General features: G+C 55.9%; 6 protein-coding genes and 1 pseudogene. 2 read left to right on the top strand and 5 right to left on the bottom strand.

The window, feature by feature from the left end; translation table 11 throughout:
- Positions 1–95: 95 nt before the first annotated feature.
- Together RO22_RS04680 and RO22_RS04675 are read left to right on the top strand one after the other, a co-directional pair.
- Positions 96–2270 (top strand): TonB-dependent siderophore receptor, encoded by a 2175-nt coding sequence (locus tag RO22_RS04680; protein WP_041157721.1) that lies wholly within the window; start codon positions 96–98, stop codon positions 2268–2270.
- A 20-nt stretch (positions 2271–2290) separates the two neighbouring features.
- The gene (locus RO22_RS04675; protein WP_052475525.1) at positions 2291–3229 is read left to right on the top strand and encodes an ABC transporter substrate-binding protein; all 939 of its coding nucleotides are present in this window, start codon (positions 2291–2293) and stop codon (positions 3227–3229) included.
- A gap of 211 nt (positions 3230–3440) precedes the next feature.
- Here the strand turns inward: RO22_RS04675 and RO22_RS25165 are convergent, their stop codons facing one another.
- From RO22_RS25165 to RO22_RS04660, 5 genes and pseudogenes are all read right to left on the bottom strand, one after another.
- The gene (locus tag RO22_RS25165) at positions 3441–7922 is read right to left on the bottom strand and encodes a non-ribosomal peptide synthetase (RefSeq protein WP_161793652.1); all 4482 of its coding nucleotides are present in this window, start codon (positions 7920–7922) and stop codon (positions 3441–3443) included.
- Positions 7900–8964, bottom strand: a complete 1065-nt coding sequence (locus RO22_RS25160; RefSeq protein WP_052475524.1) for an amino acid adenylation domain-containing protein — start codon at positions 8962–8964, stop codon at positions 7900–7902. The genes RO22_RS25165 and RO22_RS25160 overlap by 23 nt, the downstream gene beginning before the upstream one ends.
- Positions 8912–9166, bottom strand: a complete 255-nt coding sequence (locus RO22_RS25290) for an AMP-binding protein (RefSeq protein ID WP_084625246.1) — start codon at positions 9164–9166, stop codon at positions 8912–8914. Before RO22_RS25290 ends, RO22_RS25160 begins: the two co-directional genes overlap by 53 nt.
- Before the next feature lie 167 nt (positions 9167–9333).
- Positions 9334–10959, bottom strand: a pseudogene (locus tag RO22_RS25155) (condensation domain-containing protein); the annotation flags it as partial.
- Positions 10956–20783 carry a non-ribosomal peptide synthetase gene (locus RO22_RS04660; RefSeq protein ID WP_084625245.1) on the bottom strand — a complete coding sequence of 3276 codons (9828 nt, stop codon included), beginning with the start codon at positions 20781–20783 and terminating at the stop codon, positions 10956–10958. The gene RO22_RS04660 and the pseudogene RO22_RS25155, both read right to left, overlap by 4 nt.
- Positions 20784–20809 lie beyond the last annotated feature (26 nt).

Below are 20809 nucleotides of genomic sequence, written 5' to 3'. Positions count from 1 at the left end.
GGGCAACATGATGTTGCAAGTCAGCACAAATTCAGAACATAATACTAATAATAACAATTACCATTAACGTATAAGTATCATTCAAGGGGATTATCATGCATCAATTTCGTACCGGCCTGCGCAGGCAACTGCTCTCCGCGGCCATTGCCAATGCCTGCGCTGCGACGCTATTCGCGGCACCGGCGGCTCTTGCTCAAGGCGCTAATCTACAACCTAACGAAAGCAGCGATACAAGCACCACACTGCCTACCCTGCAAGTAACCGAAAGCCGTCTCTATGAAGAAGCAACGGGGCCAGTACAAGGTATTGCTGCCACCCGCAGCGCAACAGGCACCAAAACCGATACACCGATCATCGAGACCCCGCAGTCCATCTCAGTAGTTAGCAGTGAGGAGTTTCGAAATTATGGGGCCCGAAACTTCAATGAGGCGTTGGGTTACACAGCCGGTGTATCAAGGCAGGAAGGCGCTGATCGCACCACTGAAACACTCAGAATCCGCGGATTCACCGTTAATAGATCCTATCGTGACGGCAGTAAATACCAATCTAATCTTTATGATGGCCAGCAAGAGCTTTATGGTCTGGAACGATTGGAAGTATTAAAGGGCCCGTCCTCTATTCTTTATGGGGTGGCCTCCCCTGGTGGCATGATCAACGCTGTTAGTAAACGCCCTACCAGCGAGCCCCTGCGCGAGGTAAATATCGAGGCGGGCAGCTTTGATCGTCGCCAAATATCTGCTGATTTCTCCGATGCTCTGGATGAGGATGGCGTTTGGTCATACCGCCTGACCATGCTGCACCGGGATAGCGATAGCTTTATCGACCATGTGCCGGATGACCGCACCTATATTGCTCCAGCGTTGAAATGGCAGCCAAATGAGGATACCTCGCTCACTCTGCTGAGTGAGTATCAGCGTGATCAAACGGCCTATGTTTACGGGCTACCCACCAGCGGTACTATTCTTTCTAACCCGAATGGTCAAATTCCCCGCGAGCGATTTACTGGAGAGCCCGGCTATGATGAGTATGATAACGAGCGCTACTCGATTGGCTACTTGTTTGAGCATGATCTCTCTAACAGCCTCCACCTCCGCCATAGCCTGCGGACATTCCAAGCCGACCGGACTTACGATTCTATAAATATGGGACAGAGTAGCGACCAGCGAACCTATACAAGGATCGCTCAAGATCGCCACGATTCGTCAGCTGGCTTGACCTCAGATACCTCCTTGCAATACGACTGGGAGGCTGGTAATACCACCAACACCAGCTTGATCGGAATAGACTACATACGACAACGCCACGAAACCGAGCGCTACAACCGCACAGCGCCACCGCTTGACCTCTTTGATCCTGTTTACGGCAGTGGAGATTTCGGCGAACCGGTGCCTTTTGCATGGTCATCCAAGCAACGCAGCGAGCAGGTTGGCTTGTATGCTCAAAATCAGATGAAAATCGCCGACAAGTGGGTTCTCATGTTGGGAGGGCGGCAGGACTGGACTGAATCTGAGACCTCTCCCTACTTTGGCCCCACAGAGTGGAGTCGTGAAACGGATAATGCTTTCACTGGACGTGTAGGGGGTGTCTATCTTGCCGATAACGGTTTGGCGCCTTTCATTAGCTATAGCCAGTCGTTTGAACCTACCAGCGGCACCGACCGTAACGGTAATCAGTTCGAGCCCACGCGAGGAGAGCAATATGAACTGGGCGTTCGCTTTCAGCCGGAAGGGTGGGATACCATGCTCACCGCCACCGCCTATGAGCTGACACAGGAAAACGTCAGCGTCACCGATCCGGTGGACACCAGCTTCCAGACACAGATAGGGGAAGTACGTTCACGTGGTGTCGAATTGGAAGCGAAGACGGCACTAGGCCCCAACGCCAACTTGGTAGCAGCCTACACCTACACTGATGCGCGTACAACGAAAAGCAGCCCCGTTACGCCAGATCAGGTGGGCAGGAGAACGGCCAATACACCCTACAACCAATTCTCGCTATGGAGTGATTATCGCTTTGGCGATTTCGGCTTGCCGGGGTTGAAAGTAGGAGGTGGAGTTCGCTACGTAGGCCCAACCCGGGCGACTTGGGTAGCGGGAGAAGTGCCGTCGTTTACACTTGTCGATACACGAGTGAGTTATGAAACCGGATCTTGGGTGTATGCATTGAATGCCACCAATCTCACTGACAAAACCTATATCGAGTCCTGCACTTATGGATGCTTCTATGGTGAACCGAGAAGCATTGTAGGCTCAGTAAGTTATCAGTGGTAACCTCATTACCAAGAGAGACAATGGCAGGCGGCTTCACCGCCTGTCATTGTTTTATAAGAGCCAAAATAGAAAATATATTGATGATCTATATGGGTAATTTGCTACCATCAGGCCGTATAATTTTTCTCCTAGTTATATTTTTACCGCTACTCATCTCATTCGCTAACGCTGAAGAGCCCAAAAAGCTGGTCGCTTTTGACTATGCCATTGCAGATACACTTTCTGCTTTGCAACAGCCTCCTTTAGCGATGGCGGGCTTGGCACAATATAGGCGCTTCTACCGAGAGCCTTTACTACCTGATACCCAGGAGCTCGGGAATAGGTTTCAGCCCAATTTTGAATACCTAGCGTCGTTGGAGCCTGATGCTATTCTAATATCGCCACCGGCCCATTTGAATTTAGAGAATAAACTTTCCAGTATTGCTGATGTAATAAAAATCCCGCTATTTGGAGAAAACTTAAATATTTGGCAGAACCTTGAACAACTTACTAGAAAAGTAGGGGAGCTGAACAATCAGCAACAGCAGGCCCAAGAATTAATTGAATCTGCCCAAACTAGACTGGCAGTAATAGCGGCACAGATTGCAAGGCCTGTAGACCCCCTGTTGGTTGTAGAAATTCGAGACGACCGACATGTTCGCATTTATGGGCATGGAAGCCTGGAAGATATGGTTATCACTCAGTTGGGATTGGAAAATGCCTGGCAAGGCCCTACTAACGACTGGGGCTTCAGTACATTAACCATTTCAGAGGCGTTTCAATTAGAAGGTAGGTTCATTCTGCTTCACCCGACTTACTCTCAATACACAACTGATTCAGCCTTGCCAACGTCGGGGCTATGGCAGCATTGGTTGGATGATCCCCCAGTCAGTATAGACGTCAATTATTGGTCGTGGGGTGGGTTCTTCTCCGCCCTGCGCTTCGCTGAGTCACTCAAAGAAGCACTGGAGAACACTTAAGAAATCTCTGATCAACTATTTTTCGCTTGGCCATACTGCGTTAAAAATCGTCTCAAAATGCTCATTTACAACCTGTAAATTTCGTTTTTTCGTTGATTTTTGCCTTGTCTGGCCTGCGCTCATCACGTTAATCAGAGGCTCCTTAACTTCCCGACTGACTTCACTCTAGGCAGTCGAGAAGAGTTTAAGTATGCTTTTCAAAAACCGGCTCTTAGGCCGGTGAATTCTCCTCTACAAACTTCGATGGATGCGTCTCCTCTCGCACTTTTTCCACCAGCTGTAGCACCAGTGAATCACTGGCAACAATCGAGAAGTGATCCTCAGAAGTTTCAATAGCCCGACGTGGCGCTTGCCCCACTTGATGAGTTAGCGCTTGCCGCTCCTCTTGAGGACGCCCTTCTGACCACCAACAATCCGCTTCACAGCCCAACACTGGCAAGGCACCGGTCTGCAGAGAGAGCCTTTTCAGATGCCGCGCTACACAGAAGATTCGAGCTAGTTCCTCACCGCCCAGAGCGGCATAACCTTCCCGTCCGTAGGACTCATCCGACGCCAGCAGGCATTCTAGCATAATGGCCAGTTCCGCTTCACCCGGCTCTTCATGAGGTGTTGCGTTGTTAATATTGGCTACCATCTCGGACGGGATACCTGGCAAGATTACCGACGCATAAGCAGCAAAATCCTCCTGCCAGTTATCAACGCTCTTCTGGCCGCTACCGGGGATATAAGGATCCACCAGCGCCAACAGGCTCACCTCCTGGCCTTGCTTTTCAAGCCGTGCCGCAACCATTGCTGCCAAGGTACCACCTAGAGACCAGCCCAATATCCGGTAAGGCCCGTGAGGCTGCAAGCTACGGATAGTGGTTGCATAGTCATGAGCCATCGCTTCCAACGACGTATCACAATGCTGAGGATCTGTTAGCATCCGACACGGCAGCCCATATACCGTGCATACTCCCTGTAAACGCCGTGCCAGCGGCTGATAGTCGTAAAGGGTGCCCATACCAGCATGCACGCAAAACAGCGGTGACTGCCCCTGACTCTCACCATTGAGCATAACCACACCATCCAGCAAGGCATCCGATGATTCTCCCAGCCCCAACAAGCCTGAAATGGTCGGCTTCTGCATCAGGTCACGTAGTTTGAAATCAAGCGTAGTCTCCTTTAGGGCGCGCACTCGGCTCAACACCTTCAGGCTCAGCAGGGAGTCCCCACCCAGCTCGAAGAAGTTATCAGTTTCTCCGATCCGCTCGATACCCAATACTTCCTGCCATATCTCAGCTAGCTGGCGGGCTTCCGGTGTAGAAGGGGCCACGTGCTCCCGATTTTCATCCAGCCGTGGCTCGGGTAACGCCGACTGATCCAACTTACCATTGACCATACGTGGCAGGGCTGTCAGCACCATCATATGTGCTGGCACCATGTAGTCGGGCAGATGCGCTTCGAAGTGTCGGCGTGCAAGGCGCACTAATCGATCGTTATCTGCCTCCTCATCAGCTACCAAATAAGCAACCAATTGATGGCCATTCGAGGTTTCATGGGTAACGATGGCGACATCACTCACGCCAGGTATTTCACGGGCACGTGCCTCTATCTCACCCAGCTCAATACGGAAGCCACGTACCTTCACTTGGTGATCCGCCCGGCCCATATACTCCATATTGCCATCTTCTCTCCAGCGCACCAGATCCCCGGTGCGGTAGAGACGCCCCCCTAAAGTATCGAAGGGATCGGCCACAAAGCGCTCGGCGGTCAAGCCGGTACGCCCAAGATAGCCTCGCGCCAAACCATAGCCACCGATATACAACTCGCCCACAACGCCCTTGGGTACCGGCTGTAGGTTGTCATCCAACACGTAGAGCGACCGCTCGCCCACAGGGCGACCAATCGGTGCATAGGCACAGTCAAAGGTCTCTTCGGCGGGTGTCTTCCACAGCAGTGGCGTCACCACTGTTTCGGTGGGCCCATAGCCATTAATGAACCAGCGCGGCCGCAACGTGCGGCGCGCCTTGTCATAGGCTGTCTTGGGCATCGCTTCACCACCGAAAACGTATAACTCCACCGGTGGCGTATCATCTCGCCCTTCTGCCCAGTCAGCGACTTGATTCAAGTAGGCCGGCGGGAAAGCAACGTTCGCTGCACGATAGTGTTGCAAGGCCGTATAGGCTTGTTCCGCTGTCCATAGCTCTTCTTCCCGAATGGCTAGGCTCATCCCCGAGCACAGGGCTGTCAGCCAGCGCTCATGGGCACCATCGAAGGAGAATGACATGAAGTGTAACTCGCAGGAGTCTGGTTCCATATCATAGAGCTCGCTGATCGCTTGGCAATGCATCGCCAGCGGGCCATGAGCCACCGTAACGCCTTTAGGTGTACCTGTAGAACCCGAGGTATAAATCACGTAAGCCAGGGACTCTTCGTGCACGGCCACATCGGGATCAGCATCGTCATAACAGCTTAGATCGAGCGCCTCGCAATCCACATAAGGTATACCCTCCACCTTTGCCAAGCGCGGCAGTACCACGTGCTGCGTTAGTAGTAGGGCCATGCCACTATCTTTGATCATAAAACTCAGACGTTCGGGCGGATAGGTCGGATCGAGTGGCACATAAGCGCCGCCCGCTTTGAGTACAGCCAGTAGAGTGACAATGACTTGGGGTGAACGCTCCAGCGCCACGCCGACCCGCACATCGGGCCCCACACCTTGCTCGCACAGATAATGAGCCAAGCGGTTAGCCTGAGCGTTGAGTTGCGTATGACTGATCGACTGGTCACCCATACGAAGCGCCATGGTAGTTGCCCGTGTAACAGCATGCGCAGCGATGCGACGATGCACAGGCATGCGTGAGAAGCCACTACGGCCACTCTGACCCAACTTATTCAGCGCATCCCATCGAGTCGACTCAATCCATCCCAGCTCACCCACAGGCCGCTCAGGCGACTCTGCCATCTGACGAATGAGCAGCTCCATAGCACATTTCAGTTCATCAACGAACAGCTCCGGGAAGTCCCTTCGGCTGTAGCAGTACTCGATCTCCAGCTCATCGTCGATCACCACCTGCAGATCCATCGCGTAGCCAGTTATGCCCTCCCCGGCAACCTCACCAAAGCGCAGACCATGCCGCTGCTGATCACGCATTGTTCTATCGACGGGGAAGTTCTCAAATACAATGATGCTGTCGAACAGAGCGCGGCCCGATGATCCAGACCAGCGTTGGATATCTGCTAACGCGGCATGCTCATACTCGCGAATGCCCAGATTGGTCGCCTGCACGCTCTGCAAGTAAGCACCAACACTCTGCTCAGGCCGCGCCGTCAACGCCACAGGGATGGTGTTGATGAACAGACCGACCATCTCCTCAGCGCCTTGCAGGCTCGGTGGGCGACCGGATACCGTCGCGCCAAACACCACCCGTTCCTGATGACAGTAGCGCTGCAATAGCACACCCCAGGCTGCCTGTACCAAGGTATTTAGGGTCACTCGTTGCCGCTGAGCAGCAGCTTTTAGTAGCGCGGTATCTTGCCGTCCTAGACGGGTATATCGTTTGGCGAAGCCCTGGGCCTCATTCTCCTGACGGGCCGACTCTGCCAACAGTGTCGGCCCCTCTAGCCCCGCCAGTTCCGATGTCCAGAAGGCTTGGGTCAAAGCGGCATCCTGGCGCTGCAACCAGCGAATGTAGTCCCCGTAGGGCCGCCCAACGGCCGCCAAGGGCTCTTCCGAGTAGCTCGCCAGCCACTCATTAATTAGACGTGCTTCGGCCCAACCATCGGACAAGATATGGTGCCGAGTCCATATCAGTTGATAGCGGTCATCATCGAGTCGAATCAAATGTAACCAGGCTAATGGTGGTGTCAGCCAGTCAATCTGGTGCTTAATTACTTGCTCAGCATAGGTGGCGAGGGACTCTTCAAGCGCATCTTTCTTACCGCGCCAGTCCAGCTGCACTATCTCAGGCTCCACTTGTGTAAAGACGAGCTGTAGTGGACGCGCCATACCCGCCTGCCACAAGAACCCCGTTCTTAGAATGGCATGTCGCTCGACCATATTTTGCCAAGCCCTCACTAGCCTATCGGCATCCAGGCCACTGACGTCTACATTCAATTGATTGACGTAGAGCCCTGGCTCGTCCGCTTCAAGAGAGTGGAAGAACATCCCCTCTTGTGTGGGCGACAGGGGATAAACATCTTCGATATTGCCTTGGTCTAAGCCTAGGGCTTCGATCTGATCACCGCTTAGATAATCTGCCAATTCATTGAGCTTAATCTCACGTCTTGGCGCTTCCTCCTGTGCACCGGTCGCATTCAGCGCCAACTGGGCTATGCTCTGATGCTCAAAGACCTGCCGAGGAGTAACCGTCCAACCAGTCCGTTGCGACCGAGAGACGATCTGCAGGCTGAGGATCGAATCCCCGCCCAACTCAAAGAAGTTGTCATGGCGACCCACCTGTTCGACGCCAAGTATCTCTGACCAGATTTCCGCCAGCGCTTCTTCCACCTCACCCTGGGGCGGCTCGTACCGCGAGTTACTGGCCAAATCCGGCGCGGGCAGAGCCTTACGGTCGACCTTACCGTTCGGGGTTAGCGGCAGCGCCTCCAGAGTGACTATCACTCCAGGCACCATATAGTCCGGTAGCTTTTGTCCCAGCGTTTCGCGTAGCGAGGTGGTATCGAGTTCAACGTCGATTTGGGGAACCACATAAGCCACCAACNCCAGGCACCATATAGTCCGGTAGCTTTTGTCCCAGCGTTTCGCGTAGCGAGGTGGTATCGAGTTCAACGTCGATTTGGGGAACCACATAAGCCACCAACCTAGATCCGCTAAGCCCCTCTTGGGCAACCACCACTACCTCGCGTACCTCCGACAGGGCTAGCAGTTGGGCTTCAATCTCGCCTAGCTCAATACGGAAGCCGCGCACTTTGATCTGATGGTCAACCCGTCCCAAGTATTCAAGCTGACCATCCTCCCGCCAACGCACTAGATCACCCGTACGGTAGAGGCGTTCGCCCGCAGTAAAGGGGTCAGCCACAAAACGCTCTGTCGTCAGTTCAGCACGGCCCAGGTAGCCGCGCGCTAAGCCCACACCACCTAGATACAACTCCCCCGCCACGCCTAGGGGTGCCAAGTTGAGCGCACTATCCAAAACGTACAACTGCGTCGCCGCAATCGCCCTTCCCAGGAAAGCTTGGCAGCCCTTCACCTGATCCGTCGCTGACCAAATCGTGGTCTCAGTGGGGCCATACATGTTCCACAATTCGATCCCCTGAGTTTGCAGATCCTCAGCCAAATCAGGTGGCAAAGCCTCACCGCCACATAGCCCCTTAAAGCCTGCCGTTAGCGGAGCCGTCGTCCATGGCCAGCCTGACGAACGTAGCAACCGCCAGCCGGAGGGTGTCGCCTGCAGAACCGTCGCTTTCTCCTGATTGAGTAATTCACCCAAGGCCCTGCCATCTCGAGTCGTCTCGCGGCTCGCCAGCACCACCCTTGCGCCGCTGATCAATGGCAGATACAGCTCCAGGGCRGCAATATCGAACGATAGAGAGGTCACCGCCACCAGGATATCGTCTGGGCTTAGGCCAGGGGTTTCCTGCATGCTTAATAAGAAGTGGCTAAGGGCGTGATGACGCACCATCACCCCCTTGGGCCGACCAGTAGAGCCTGAGGTGTAAATGACATAGGCGAGATGTTCACTGTGCAGTGCCACCTCCGGGTTGGTTGACGCATGATGTGGTTGACGCATGATGAGTCACAGCCAAGCGATCCAGTTCAATAACGTTTAGCCCATCGGTCACTGGCAAGGTATCACTCAGATGTTGCTGGATAAGCAGCAGTTCAATGCCACTATCTTCGACCATATAGGCCAATCGCTCGGTGGGGTAATCCGGATCCAACGGCACATAAGCACCACCTGCCTTAAGAATCGCCAGCAGCCCCACCACCATCTCGATGGAGCGCTCAACGGCAATACCCACCCGGCACCACCTGCCTTAAGAATCGCCAGCAGCCCCACCACCATCTCGATGGAGCGCTCAACGGCAATACCCACCCGAGTTTCAGGTTTTACACCTAGACCGATCAGATAGTGGGCTAGGCGATTGGCACGGGTGTTAAGTTCGGTGTAGCTAAGTGACTGATTGCCGACTACCAGTGCCGTAGCCTCTGGAGTGGCCGCGGCATAGCGTTCGATCAGGTGGTGGATAGGCGAAGCATCGGGATACCGGTGAGAGCTTTTACCCCATCCCTGTAACTGAAGGTTCTCGTCTTTATCAAGCAACTCTATATCGTCCAGCGCTCGTTCCGGCATTTCTGCCAGCGCCTTTAAAATAGCGACATAGTACTGCGCTAGGCGCTCAATGATCGCTGAATCAAACAGCTCTTCTGCATAAACGAAACTTGCCTCCAGGCAACCATCTGTGCATTCCACCACATTTAGTGTCAGCTCGAACTGGGCCACTTTGTTCTCTAGTGTCCAAGCGTTAAGCTCCAGTCCCGGTAGCGTCTGCAACGCGCCATGATCCTGCCGCTGATGGTTGAACATCACCTGGAACAGCGGCGTATGGCTCAGACTGCGCTCCGGCTGCAGCGCTTCAACTAACTGTTCAAAAGGGAGATCCTGATATTCTTGAGCACCCAGCGTCACACGCTTCCTCTGCTCCAACGCCTCGGCTAGGCTTAAGCGGCCATTCAACTGGTTGCGCAGCACCTGAGTATTTACGAAGAAGCCAACCACTCTCTGTGTCTCCGTGCGATGACGGTTGGCGATCGGTACCCCGACCCGAATATCTTCCTGCCCGGTATAGCGATACAGCAACGCCTGGAAGCCTGTTAGTAGCGACATAAACAGGGTGGCCCCTTGCGCCTGGGCATGTTGACGCAATCCGCTCACTAGCGATTGCGGGAGAATCATTTGGTGGCGCGCAGAGTGATAATATCCATCGTTGCGACGCGGTCGATCGGTTGGTAGTTGCAGTACCGGATGTTCATCACCCAGTTCCGCCTGCCAGTAGGCGAGTTGGCGCTCCTTCTCGCCCGCGTCCATCCATTGACGCTGCCATAGCGCATAATCGGCATACTGAATAGGCAAGGCTGGCGGCTCCCAAGCCCCCCCCGTCACCCGAGAACGGTAGTCAGCGGCAAACTCATCAATGATCAACTGCATCGACCAACCATCGGAGACGATGTGGTGCATTACCACCACCAATAGATGCTCCTCTTCAGCTAATCGCAATAACCCCACCCGTAACAGAGGTCCCCGCTCTAAATCAAAGGGAACATCGCAGAGCTGTGTAACTTGATTCTCTTTTGCCGCTTCTCGTTCATCCTTCGGCATATGAACTAGATCAACTTCATGCAATACGAAGTTGCTCTCGGCCTGCAGCACTTGTATTGCACCACCCTCGCCATCGTCACGGAACACCGTGCGCAATGCTTCATGACGAGATATCAAGGCGGAGAAGCTACCCCGCAGTGCTTCAGTATCCAGCGAGCCCTTAAGGGTCAGAGCACCAGTAATATGGTAAGCGTTGCTTCGTGGATCCAAGCGCCACAGAAACCACTGGCGAAGTTGGGCATAGGAGGGTGAGCACGTCTTCTGTTGCAATGCCGGACGAGAAAGAATTGGGAACTGGCCAATGCCTAAACCCTGAGTACGAATCTTGTCGTAAACCACACGGCGCTGCTCTGTAGACAATCCGGCAAAGCGTTCCGCAATACGACGGGTATCAATGTTACTCATTGAACGGTATCCATGCTGTCGATGAAGGAATCAATGTCTGAGAGCGATTGCTCAAAGGAGTACCCACTGTTTAGCGTGGCAATGCATTCTGCTAAGTCACAAAGTAGTGGTTTTTTAAATATCTCGGATATTTTGAGCTCAACTTGCATATCAGCTTGAACACGAGCCACCATTTGCACAGCAAGTAATGAATGCCCGCCACGCTCAAAGAAGTTGTCACGACGCCCCACTTGATCCACGCCCAACACATCCATCCAGATCACCGCCAGTTCCTCTTCTACCTCGCCTTGAGGCGGCTCGTACTGCGAGCCACTGGCCAAATCCGGCTCGGGCAGGGCCTTACGATCCACCTTGCCGTTGGGGTTCAGTGGTAACGCATCGAGCGTAACCACGACTCCCGGCACCATATAGTCCGGCAGTCGTTGCCCCATCGCCTCACGCAGTGAACTGGTGTCGAGTTCACTGTCAGCCTGGGGCGCCACATAGGCCACCAGCCTCGAACCACTGGAACCTTCTTTGGCGACTACCACCGCCTCGCGAACCTCCGGCTGAGAGAGTAGTTCGGCTTCGATCTCGCCAAGCTCGATACGCAGGCCGCGGATCTTCACCTGGTAATCGAGGCGGCCCAGGTACTCGAGCTGACCATCTTCCCGCCAGCGCACTAGGTCGCCGGTGCGGTAGAGACATTCGCCCTGCGCAAATGGATCGGCGACAAAACGTTCTGCGGTAAGGTCAGGGCGGTGCAGATAGCCCCGTGCCAACCCAATGCCTCCGAGATAGAGCTCCCCCGCAACTCCCGGTGGCACTAAGTTAAGATCTCCATCCAGCACGTAGGTGCGGATACCGGCGATGGGTTGACCGATAGCTACGTGGTTGCGCCCATCGTCTTGGCAGGCCCAGTGAGTGACATCAATGGCCGCTTCGGTGGGGCCGTAGAGGTTGTAGAGCTCCGTATGAGGCAAGCGGGCAAATACCTGATTCTGCAGTTCGGCCGGCAGCGCCTCACCGCTGCATACCAAGCGTGTCAGACTGGTGCAGTCTTCAACCTTGCCATGAGCCAAGAAGGCCTGAAGCATTGAAGGTACAAAGTGCAGTGTAGTGATGTTATGGCTACGGATTAGCTCGACCAATTGTGCCGGTTCGCGATGGGCTCCCGGCGGCGCCATCACCAGCCGCGCCCCCTGCATCAGCGGCCAGAAAAACTCCCACACGGAAACATCGAAGCTGAATGGCGTTTTCTGCAGCACCGCATCGTCGGTCGTCAGCCCATAGGCGTCTTGCATCCACTGCAGGCGGTTGGTCAGCGCGTGATGACGGTTGGCCGCACCCTTAGGACGTCCGGTAGAACCCGAGGTGTAAATGACATAGGCGAGATGTTCACCGTGCAGTGCCACCTCCGGGTTGGTTGACGCATGATGCGCCACGTCCAATTGATCCAGCTCGATAACGCCAAGGCTCTCAGACACCGGCAACGTATTGCGAAGGTGCTGTTGGGTAAGCAGCAGCTCAATACCGCTGTCTTCAACCATATAGGCCAGACGTTCGCTGGGGTAATCCGGATCCAACGGTACATAGGCGCCCCCCGCTTTAAGAATGCTCAGCAGCCCCACCACCATCTCGATGGAGCGCTCAACAGCGATGCCTACTCGAGTCTCAGGTTGTACGCCTAAACCAATCAGATAGTGGGCCAAGCGATTGGCCCGGGTGTTAAGCTCGGCGTAGCTGAGATGCTGATCATCGAAAATGAGGGCTGTAGTTCCAGGCGCCATATCGGAACGACGCTCAATCAAACGATGGATCGGGGCTTCCCATTCGTAATGCTCATCATTGACGCTCCACGTCTCAAGCTGTTGCTGCTCAACGTCACTTAACCAGTCAATGTCACCGACTCGGCGAATAGCCGACTCACTCAACTGTTTCAGCACTCCCACCAGATGCTGGATCAATATCTCGGCAGCGGCATCATCTAACTGTGACCGTGAATAGCCGCAGCAAAGCTCCAACGCTTCCTTATGGAAGACGACCAGCGTGACGGGATAATTGGTTTGCTCGCGGTTATCCACTTCGCCGAACGTCAGCCCGCCTGGCAAATTCTGGTGTAACGCGGCATCAACGGGATAGTTCTCGAATACCACCAAGCTATCGAACAGTGCCTGGCCACCCTGCCCCGCCCAGCGTTGGATTTCGTATAGCGGCGTATGCTCATGCTCGCGACTCGCCAAGTTTTGTGCCTGTAACAGGCACAAACACTCGTTGACGCGAAGCGAGGGATCCAATGAACCAATGACTGGCAAGGTATTAATAAATGGGCCGATCAAGTTTTCTGCTGCCGGTAGCTCAGCGGGTCGTCCAGCCACGGTAGCTCCAAAGCAGATACTATCTTGTCCCGTATAACGTGCCAGCAGCAGCGCCCAGGCACCTTGCATTAAAGTATTGAGCGTTACACGAGTCGCTTTGGCGAAATCCTCCAACTGCTGAGTAGTCGTGCTATCTAGTGACAGGGATATCTCTCTGTACCCAGCTTGCGCCTCGTAAGGTCTAGGGGTGGTGCTCACTAGGTGCGTGGGTGCATCGAGACGCTGCAGCTGGTCACGCCAGTAAGTCTCACTGGCATTGGTGTCACGACGCTGTAACCATGCAATGTAATCACGATAGCGTCCTTCTGCAGATGGCAAGGCCTCTCCGGCGTAACAGCGCAACACCTCGCCCATCAGTTGCGACGTACTCCAGCCATCCAGCAGCAAATGGTGGCGCGTCCAGATAAAGCAGTATCGGGTTTCTGCAATTCGCACCAACGCCAAGCGCATCAGCGGCGGCGCCGTCATGTCGAACGGTTTCCGCTGCTCCTGGGCCAGTCTCTCAAGCGCCGCTTTTAGATCCACTCGTTCGCGCCAATCCACTTCAAACCACGGCAGATCAACGTTGCGCGCCACCCACTGCAACGGCATTCCAGCACTCTCCAGGAAGCCACTGCGCAGAACCTCATGGCGCGCGAGTACTGCTTGCCAAGCGAGCTGGAAGCGTTTGACATCCAGGTCGTCAATTTCTACCTGCAACTGGTTCAGATAGGCTGAATCTTGGTCATCGTAAAGGCTGTGGAACAGCATGCCCTGCTGCAACGGGGACAGTGGGTAGAGATCCGCCAGCTGGTCAGTGTCAACAGGCAAGCCGTCAAGCTGCTCTTGACTCAGCCCCGCCAGCGGGAAGTCCGAAGGTGTTGCGCCACGAACGCCACTAGCACAGTGCTCAATCAATACCTCTAGTTGCGCTTGGAAGCTTACTTGCAAGGCATGTATCGCTGCCTCGCTGTGAATCTCACGACTGTAATTCCAGTCGAAGCGCAGTTGGCCATCTTGAACCCAGGCCACCACCTCAATCCAGGTACGGCGCTTGCTTTGGGGCGCGCGAGCCTGCCCTGCATTCTCTTTAGCGAGCCGCCAGGCCCCATCGCCCTGTAGGGAGCGATCCAACTGGCCTAGATAATTGAAGGTGACCTGGGGGTAGGCACCACTAACCAGCGCGGGCTCTTCTTTCAAATAGCGCAGCACGCCGTAGCCGAGCCCCTTTTCAGGCACTTGGCGAAGTTGTTCCTTGATGGCTTTTAGGCTTGTACCGGGCTCCGCATTACCTGGGGTCAGGCGAACCGGGTAAAGCGAGGTGAACCAACCTACGCTGCGACTGAGATCGACACCCTCGAACAGGTCTTCGCGACCATGGCCTTCCAGTTCAATCAGTACGCTATCTCTCTCTGCCCATTGGCACAAGGCGCTCGATAGTGCAGTGAGGAGCAGGTCATCTACCTGGGTACGATAGGCTTTATGCACCGGCCCCAGCAGTTGCGTGGTGGCCTCGGTAGGCAAGCTGCCAACGAGCGATGCGGTATCGGCGACGGTGTTGCTGCCATGGGGATTCCGTGCCGGTAGGCTGGGCTCTGGCGCTGTGACGAGACTTTCCCAATAGGAGCATTGCTCAGCCAAAGCCTCCGATTTGACATAGTCGGCCAGGGCACGCGCCCACTCATCTAGCGAGGTGGTTGCCGGTGGTAGGTCGACTGTCTTTCCTGCATTTAACTGCGCGTAGGCCGTTTGCAGGTCGTCGAGGATCACGCGCCACGAGACGCCGTCCACCACCAGGTGGTGAGCCACTAGCAGCAATCGTCCGCCGCGCTCGCCTCCCAGTGCCATCCAGATAGCACGGAACGGCCGCGCCAAACTCAGACTGCGTTGCGCAGCATCGGCAGCCTGGGGGATGGCCTGCGCCGGATCCGCATGATCGCTTACGTCCACGTGCTCGAAGAGATCGTCGGCTAGCTTGCCATAGGCTTGTTGCCAGCTATCACCAACGCGCTCAAAGCGCAGCCGTAAGGCGCTATGGTGATCTACCACTGCCTCAATGGCACGCCGTAGCAGCGCGGTATCTACACCACTGTCCGCTTCCAGCATCAACGACTGATTCCAGTGGTGTGGCTCGGCAAAGTTCTGCTCGAAGAACCAGCGCTGTACCGGCAGCAGCGCAAAGGAAGCAGTCTTATTGGGCGCAGCCGCTTGTTTAGGAGCGGTAGCAGCCAAGGGCGTGGCCATCGCCGCCACTGCGGCAATGGTCTGCCCTTCCATCAACTGCTTGGGCGTTACCTTGTAGCCACGCTTGCGCGAGCGCGCGACGATCTGCAAGCTGAGGATAGAGTCACCACCCAGCTCGAAGAAGTTGTCGTTGCGCCCCACCTGCTCGCAGCCGATTACGTCGGCCCAGACTGCGGCTAGGGTTTCCTCCGCTGCTCCCTGGGGAGCTTCGAATGCTTTATCACCACCCGCTTGTACTGGATCGGGCAGCGCCTTGCGATCTAACTTGCCATTGGCGGTTAGCGGTAAGGCATCTAGCCGTACTATGGCACTGGGCACCATATAGTCCGGCACGCGTTCGCCAAGCTGCGCGAGTAACGCGGCGTAATCGACGTCGCTCCCGGCTGCCATAACCACGTAGGCGAATAGTTGCGCGCGGCCTTCCTCGTTTTCCCGCGCTACCACTTCGGCCTCTGCGATGCACGGTTGATCGCGCAGCAGGGTAGCGATTTCGCTCGGTTCAACCCGATAGCCGCGAATTTTGACCTGATCATCCACACGGCCAAGGAACTCCAGGCTACCATCGGCCAGTTGGCGCACACGATCACCGCTGCGATAGAGCCGCTCCCCCGCATGGAAGGGGCTGGCAACGAAACGTTCCGCCGTTTGCCCCAGCCGCTGTAGATAGCCTTGCGCCAGCCCTGGGCCGCCCAGGTAGAGCTCACCGGCAACACCCTTCGGCACCGGATTAAGCCAGGGATCGAGCACATAGGCCCGAGCATTGGCCAGCGGTGTGCCTATCGGCAGAGTGCTGGCAGCTCGATCGGCCATGTCGGCTTGCTGGGTGAGAATACCGACAGTGGTTTCCGTGGGGCCGTAGTGATTAAGCACTTGGCAGGTTGGCTTAAGCTCGGCGAGACGCTCCAGTAGCGCCCAGTCGGTAGCTTCGCCACCCAGAATCAAGCGCTCTTGCGGAAGTACATCCGCTGGGCTTGCGGCACTCAGCAGCGCCCGCAGGTGGCTGGGCACAATCTTGAGCACATCCACCTGCTGTTCCCGCATATAAGCCGCAAAGGCATCCGGGTCGAAGGCGCACTCGGGAGAAATGAGGTGCAAGGTGCGGCCGGTGCACAAGGCACCAAACAACACCGTATGCCCCAGATCCGCCGCCACCGTCGACACCATAGCCAGGTTGTGGGCATCCTCTGGTAGCGCCAGCGCCTCCAGAACGCCCTGCACATAATTGGCCAGAGCACCGTGACTCACCGCCACCCCCTTGGGCTTGCCCGTGGAACCAGAGGTATAGATCACATAGGCGGTCTGCTGGGGATGAATGACGGGCAGTTCGTGCTCTACGGCAGCCGGAATATCGTCGATAAACGCCAGCTCCATTACCGGAATGTCATCACTCCAGCCGCAAGGCGTGCTGCTCAGTAGTAAGCGAGCGCCACTGTCAGCCAATTGATAGGCCAAGCGGTCGCTCGGCAGTTGTGGATCAAACGGTACGAAAGCCCCGCCCGCTTTGAGTACGGCGAGAATGCCGAGCACGTACTCGCACGAACGCTCAGCGTGAATGGCAACACGCACCTCGGAACCAACGCCTTTTGCGATTAGTGCCTGTGCCAGATTCTGGGCTTGGGCATCCAGGCTGGCATAGGTATAACGGTACTGCCCGTCGTTTACGGCTAACTCATCAGCATGAGCTGCCACCACTTTCGACAGCAGGGTGGGTATAGCCTGAGTGAGAATCTCGCTTTGGTTTCCTTCCAGCACGGAGATAGGCTCAGGTAGCGGCAGCATCGCAGTGTGAGACCGCGGATCAGCTACGACCTGCTCGGCCAGGAATCGGAATGCCTGGCAGAAACGCTCGATCGTGGTGGCATCGAATAGCTCTGCGGAGTAAGCGAATAGACCTGCTATTCCCTCGGGCTCATCGCAAAAATCGAGACTCAGGTCGAAGTGAGCAATACCCGTGAATACCTGCTCGGCTTGAATGGCCAGGCCAGCCACGTGACGCTCCGCCTGCCACATTTCCTGCTGAGTACACTTCACCTGAAATAGCGGATGTACCCCCGGTTGCCGTTCTAGCTGTAGCGCCTCCACCACTTGATCGAAGGGGACATCCTGATGCAGCTGGGCATCGATCAGGGTAGCGCTCACCTCATCTAACAAACGTTCGAAATTTCCAGTGGGATCAATCTGAGTGCGCAACACAACGACATTGATAAGGTACCCAATTAAGCCCTGAAGCTCGGCTTTATGCCGATTGGCAATCGGCGCCCCTACCTTGATATCTGTCTCACCACTAAAGCGATACAACGTCTGCTTCAATAGCGCCAAGATCACGGCGTAGAGTGAAACGTTTCTTTCACGGGCTAGGCTACGTAGCTGCTCGCTCAACTCACCGGGAAGCGTAAAGCGCAGCTGGCCTTCGCTCGGTGCGGACATCGCTTGGCGTGGGCGATCCAAGGGCAACGCTAGCGGGGGATGATCCCCGGAGAGGCGTTCACACCAGTGAGCAAGTTGGCCCTGCCGCTCACTACTGTGCTGCTGACGCTGCTGCCAAACCGCATAATCTGCGAACTGTATTGGCAGTGGTGCAAGCTTGGCTTCTTGCTGTGTACACGCGCCTTCATAAAATGCGCATAGATCATCGATGAGCACCTGTACTGACCATCCATCCCCAGCAATGTGGTGCTGCACGACAGCTAACACATGGTGCCCCGTGGACAAGCGGTAGAGAGCGACGGTTAAGGGAGGTGCCTGATCCAAGGCAAAAGGCTGCCGGGCCAGTTTGGTGAGTGCGTCATGCAGTGCCTGCTCCCGTTCATCCACGGTATCACCGAGCATCTCGTTACAGATAAACTCAGGATGCCAATCCTGCGCTAGCCGCTGAACAGGTTCTCCCGCCTCATTCAAGGGGTAGTAAGTACGTAAAATATCATGTCGTTGTACGAGGGCCTCCAGCGCTGCATTGAGCGCTGTTGGTTCCAACACCCCCTTGAGATGCAGTGCCCCTGCCATATTGTAACCAGCGCTCTGGGGATCAAGTTGCCACGTCAGCCATAGGCTGCGCTGTCCTTCCGACAGCGGTATGTCGCCTTGGCGCTGATCATCTTCAAGACGGGGGATGGCCATCCCTCGTTGATCCGATGATGCCGCCAAACGTGCTTCGATAGCGTTAGCCATGGCAGACAAGCGCGGTTGCTCGAACAGCGAGTGCAGAGATAGCTCGACGCCCCAGTAATCACTGATGATGGCGGCTAGCCGCACCGCCGCCAGAGAATTACCACCGCTGGCGAAGAAATGAGCATCGCTGCCTAGCGGCTTACTTTGCGACTGGGTGTCGTCATCCCCCAGCACCTGGTGCCAGAGCTTCGCTAACGCTTGCTCCGTTTCGCTTCCAGCTTCCGCAGTAGAGTGCGATGACTTTCCACCACCAGCATCCTCATCGCTGCCGCCACTGACAAAACGCCCAAAGGCGTGAATGGCGTAGGCATCCAGGCTACCCGCCTCCCAGCCTTGGCGGCAGGTGCTGCGCTGCAATTTACCGCTGGAGGTTTTGGGAAGGCCACCTGGGTTGAGCAGTAGCACTACCGAAAGCGGCTCATGGCAAGTGCTCCCCACTGTCTCGCTTAGCGCTTCGACCAACTTCTCGGCGGGCACTAGCTTCTGTATGCCGCGGGAGACTTCTGCCGCAATGCCAATCCCTTCAGCGCCTTCCGGCGTGGTCACTGCAAAGGCCGCCACGCGCCCTTTGCGCACTGCTTCCACCTCGGCTTCGATAGCGCTCTCGATATCCTGTGGGTAGACGTTATGGCCGCGCAGAATGATCAGGTCTTTAATACGCCCAGCGATATACAGCTGCCCTTCGTGCAGAAAGCCCAGATCGCCGGTGCGCAACCAGCGATCATCGCGGGCGTCGTGGTTCTGTGCATCAGCATCATCGGTGCGCTGCCAACTGACCCCATCGCGGGTAACAAAGGCTTGCGCTGTTGCTTCTGGGTTCTGCCAATACCCGTGCGCCACGCTAGGCCCATTGACCCAGATCTCGCCGACTTCACCACTGGGCAGCGAGTGAAGCCCCTCAGGGTCGACAATATCGATAGCGTGACCGGGTTCCGGTGTACCGCAGCCCACCAGGGTGTTGCCTTCAACCGCTGAGGCAGCCTTTCCCTCGGCCAGCGACTGTTGAGAAAAAGCCGTGCCTACCACGCCCGTACCGCGCGAATTACAGCTAACCAATAGCGTCGCTTCGGCCAAGCCATAACAGGGTGCTGCGGTGTCAGCGGCAAAGCCCGCCGGGCGGAAGCGTTCGATAAAGCCAGTGAGGGTATCGTGGCGTACCGGCTCGGCGCCTGAGAACGCAACCCGCCAGCTGGATAAGTCGAGCGCCTCAAGCTGCTCGTCGCGGATACGCTCAAGACACAGCCGGTAGGCAAAATCAGGGCCACCGCTAATGGTGCCCCGGTGGCGGGAGATCGCTTCCAGCCAGCGTACCGGCCGCTGTAAAAAGAAGGTGGGGCTCATCAATACCGCAGGGATACCGCGATAGATGGGCTGCAGCAAGCCACCGATCAGCCCCATGTCGTGGTAAAGCGGCAGCCAACTGACGAAAACATCGTCGGCACCAATCGAGAAGCCCGTCTCAATAGCACGCTCGTTCGCCATCAGATTGCCATGGCTAACCATCACCCCTTTGGGAGTGGCCGTGGAACCTGAGGTGTACTGTAAAAAGGCGAGATCACCACGCTTTGGGCGATGCTCAATCCAGTGTTCAGCGCGGCTCTCATCTACGGCATCCACGGGGATCAGTTCGGCGCTGCCGAAGCCTTCGCTTGCAGATGCGACCACATCGATAATCGTTGTAGAGGTGAGCACACAGGCGGCCTGGGAGTCGGCGGCAATGGCGAGCAGACGTGCCAGATGTTGCTGCTTGGCCGACTCTGGAGGGAAGACCGGCACGGCAATCACCCCGGCATATAGGCAGGCGAAGAACGCCACCACATAGTGTTCATCGTTATCCAGCAGGATCAAGGCACGCTCACCAGCCGGGAACCGCTGCTGGAGCTCGCTGGCCAGGGCGCGGGAACGCCGCTCCAGGGTGGCGTAGTCAAGGGTGGTCTCACCTTGTGCGTTCACTACAATCAGCGCCCTGTCGCTGGGCCTTTCCCGGGCCAGGCGACTTAAATGCTCAACGAAGCTGTGGTTAACAACGTTATGGGACGGGTGGCTGTTCATCGTCTGGGCGTGCCTTATATTCATATGCGTACCTGCTGGAACTCCTGGCC

This window comes from Halomonas sp. KHS3, assembly GCF_000830495.1.
GTDB classification, from domain to species: Bacteria; Pseudomonadota; Gammaproteobacteria; order Pseudomonadales; family Halomonadaceae; genus Vreelandella; species Vreelandella titanicae.
The sequence above is the reverse complement of the archived record's forward strand: the minus strand, read 5'-3'. Positions and strand labels throughout refer to the sequence as shown.

Excerpts from the sequence above, each read along its gene's own strand:
- RO22_RS04680 (WP_041157721.1), top strand. The coding sequence starts at position 96 with ATGCATCAATTTCGTACCGGCCTGCGCAGGCAACTGCTCTCCGCGGCC.
- RO22_RS04675 (WP_052475525.1), top strand. The coding sequence starts at position 2,291 with ATGGCAGGCGGCTTCACCGCCTGTCATTGTTTTATAAGAGCCAAAATA.
- RO22_RS25290 (WP_084625246.1), bottom strand. The coding sequence starts at position 9,166 with ATGGTGGTGGGGCTGCTGGCGATTCTTAAGGCAGGTGGTGCTTATGTG.
- RO22_RS04660 (WP_084625245.1), bottom strand. The coding sequence starts at position 20,783 with ATGAATATAAGGCACGCCCAGACGATGAACAGCCACCCGTCCCATAAC.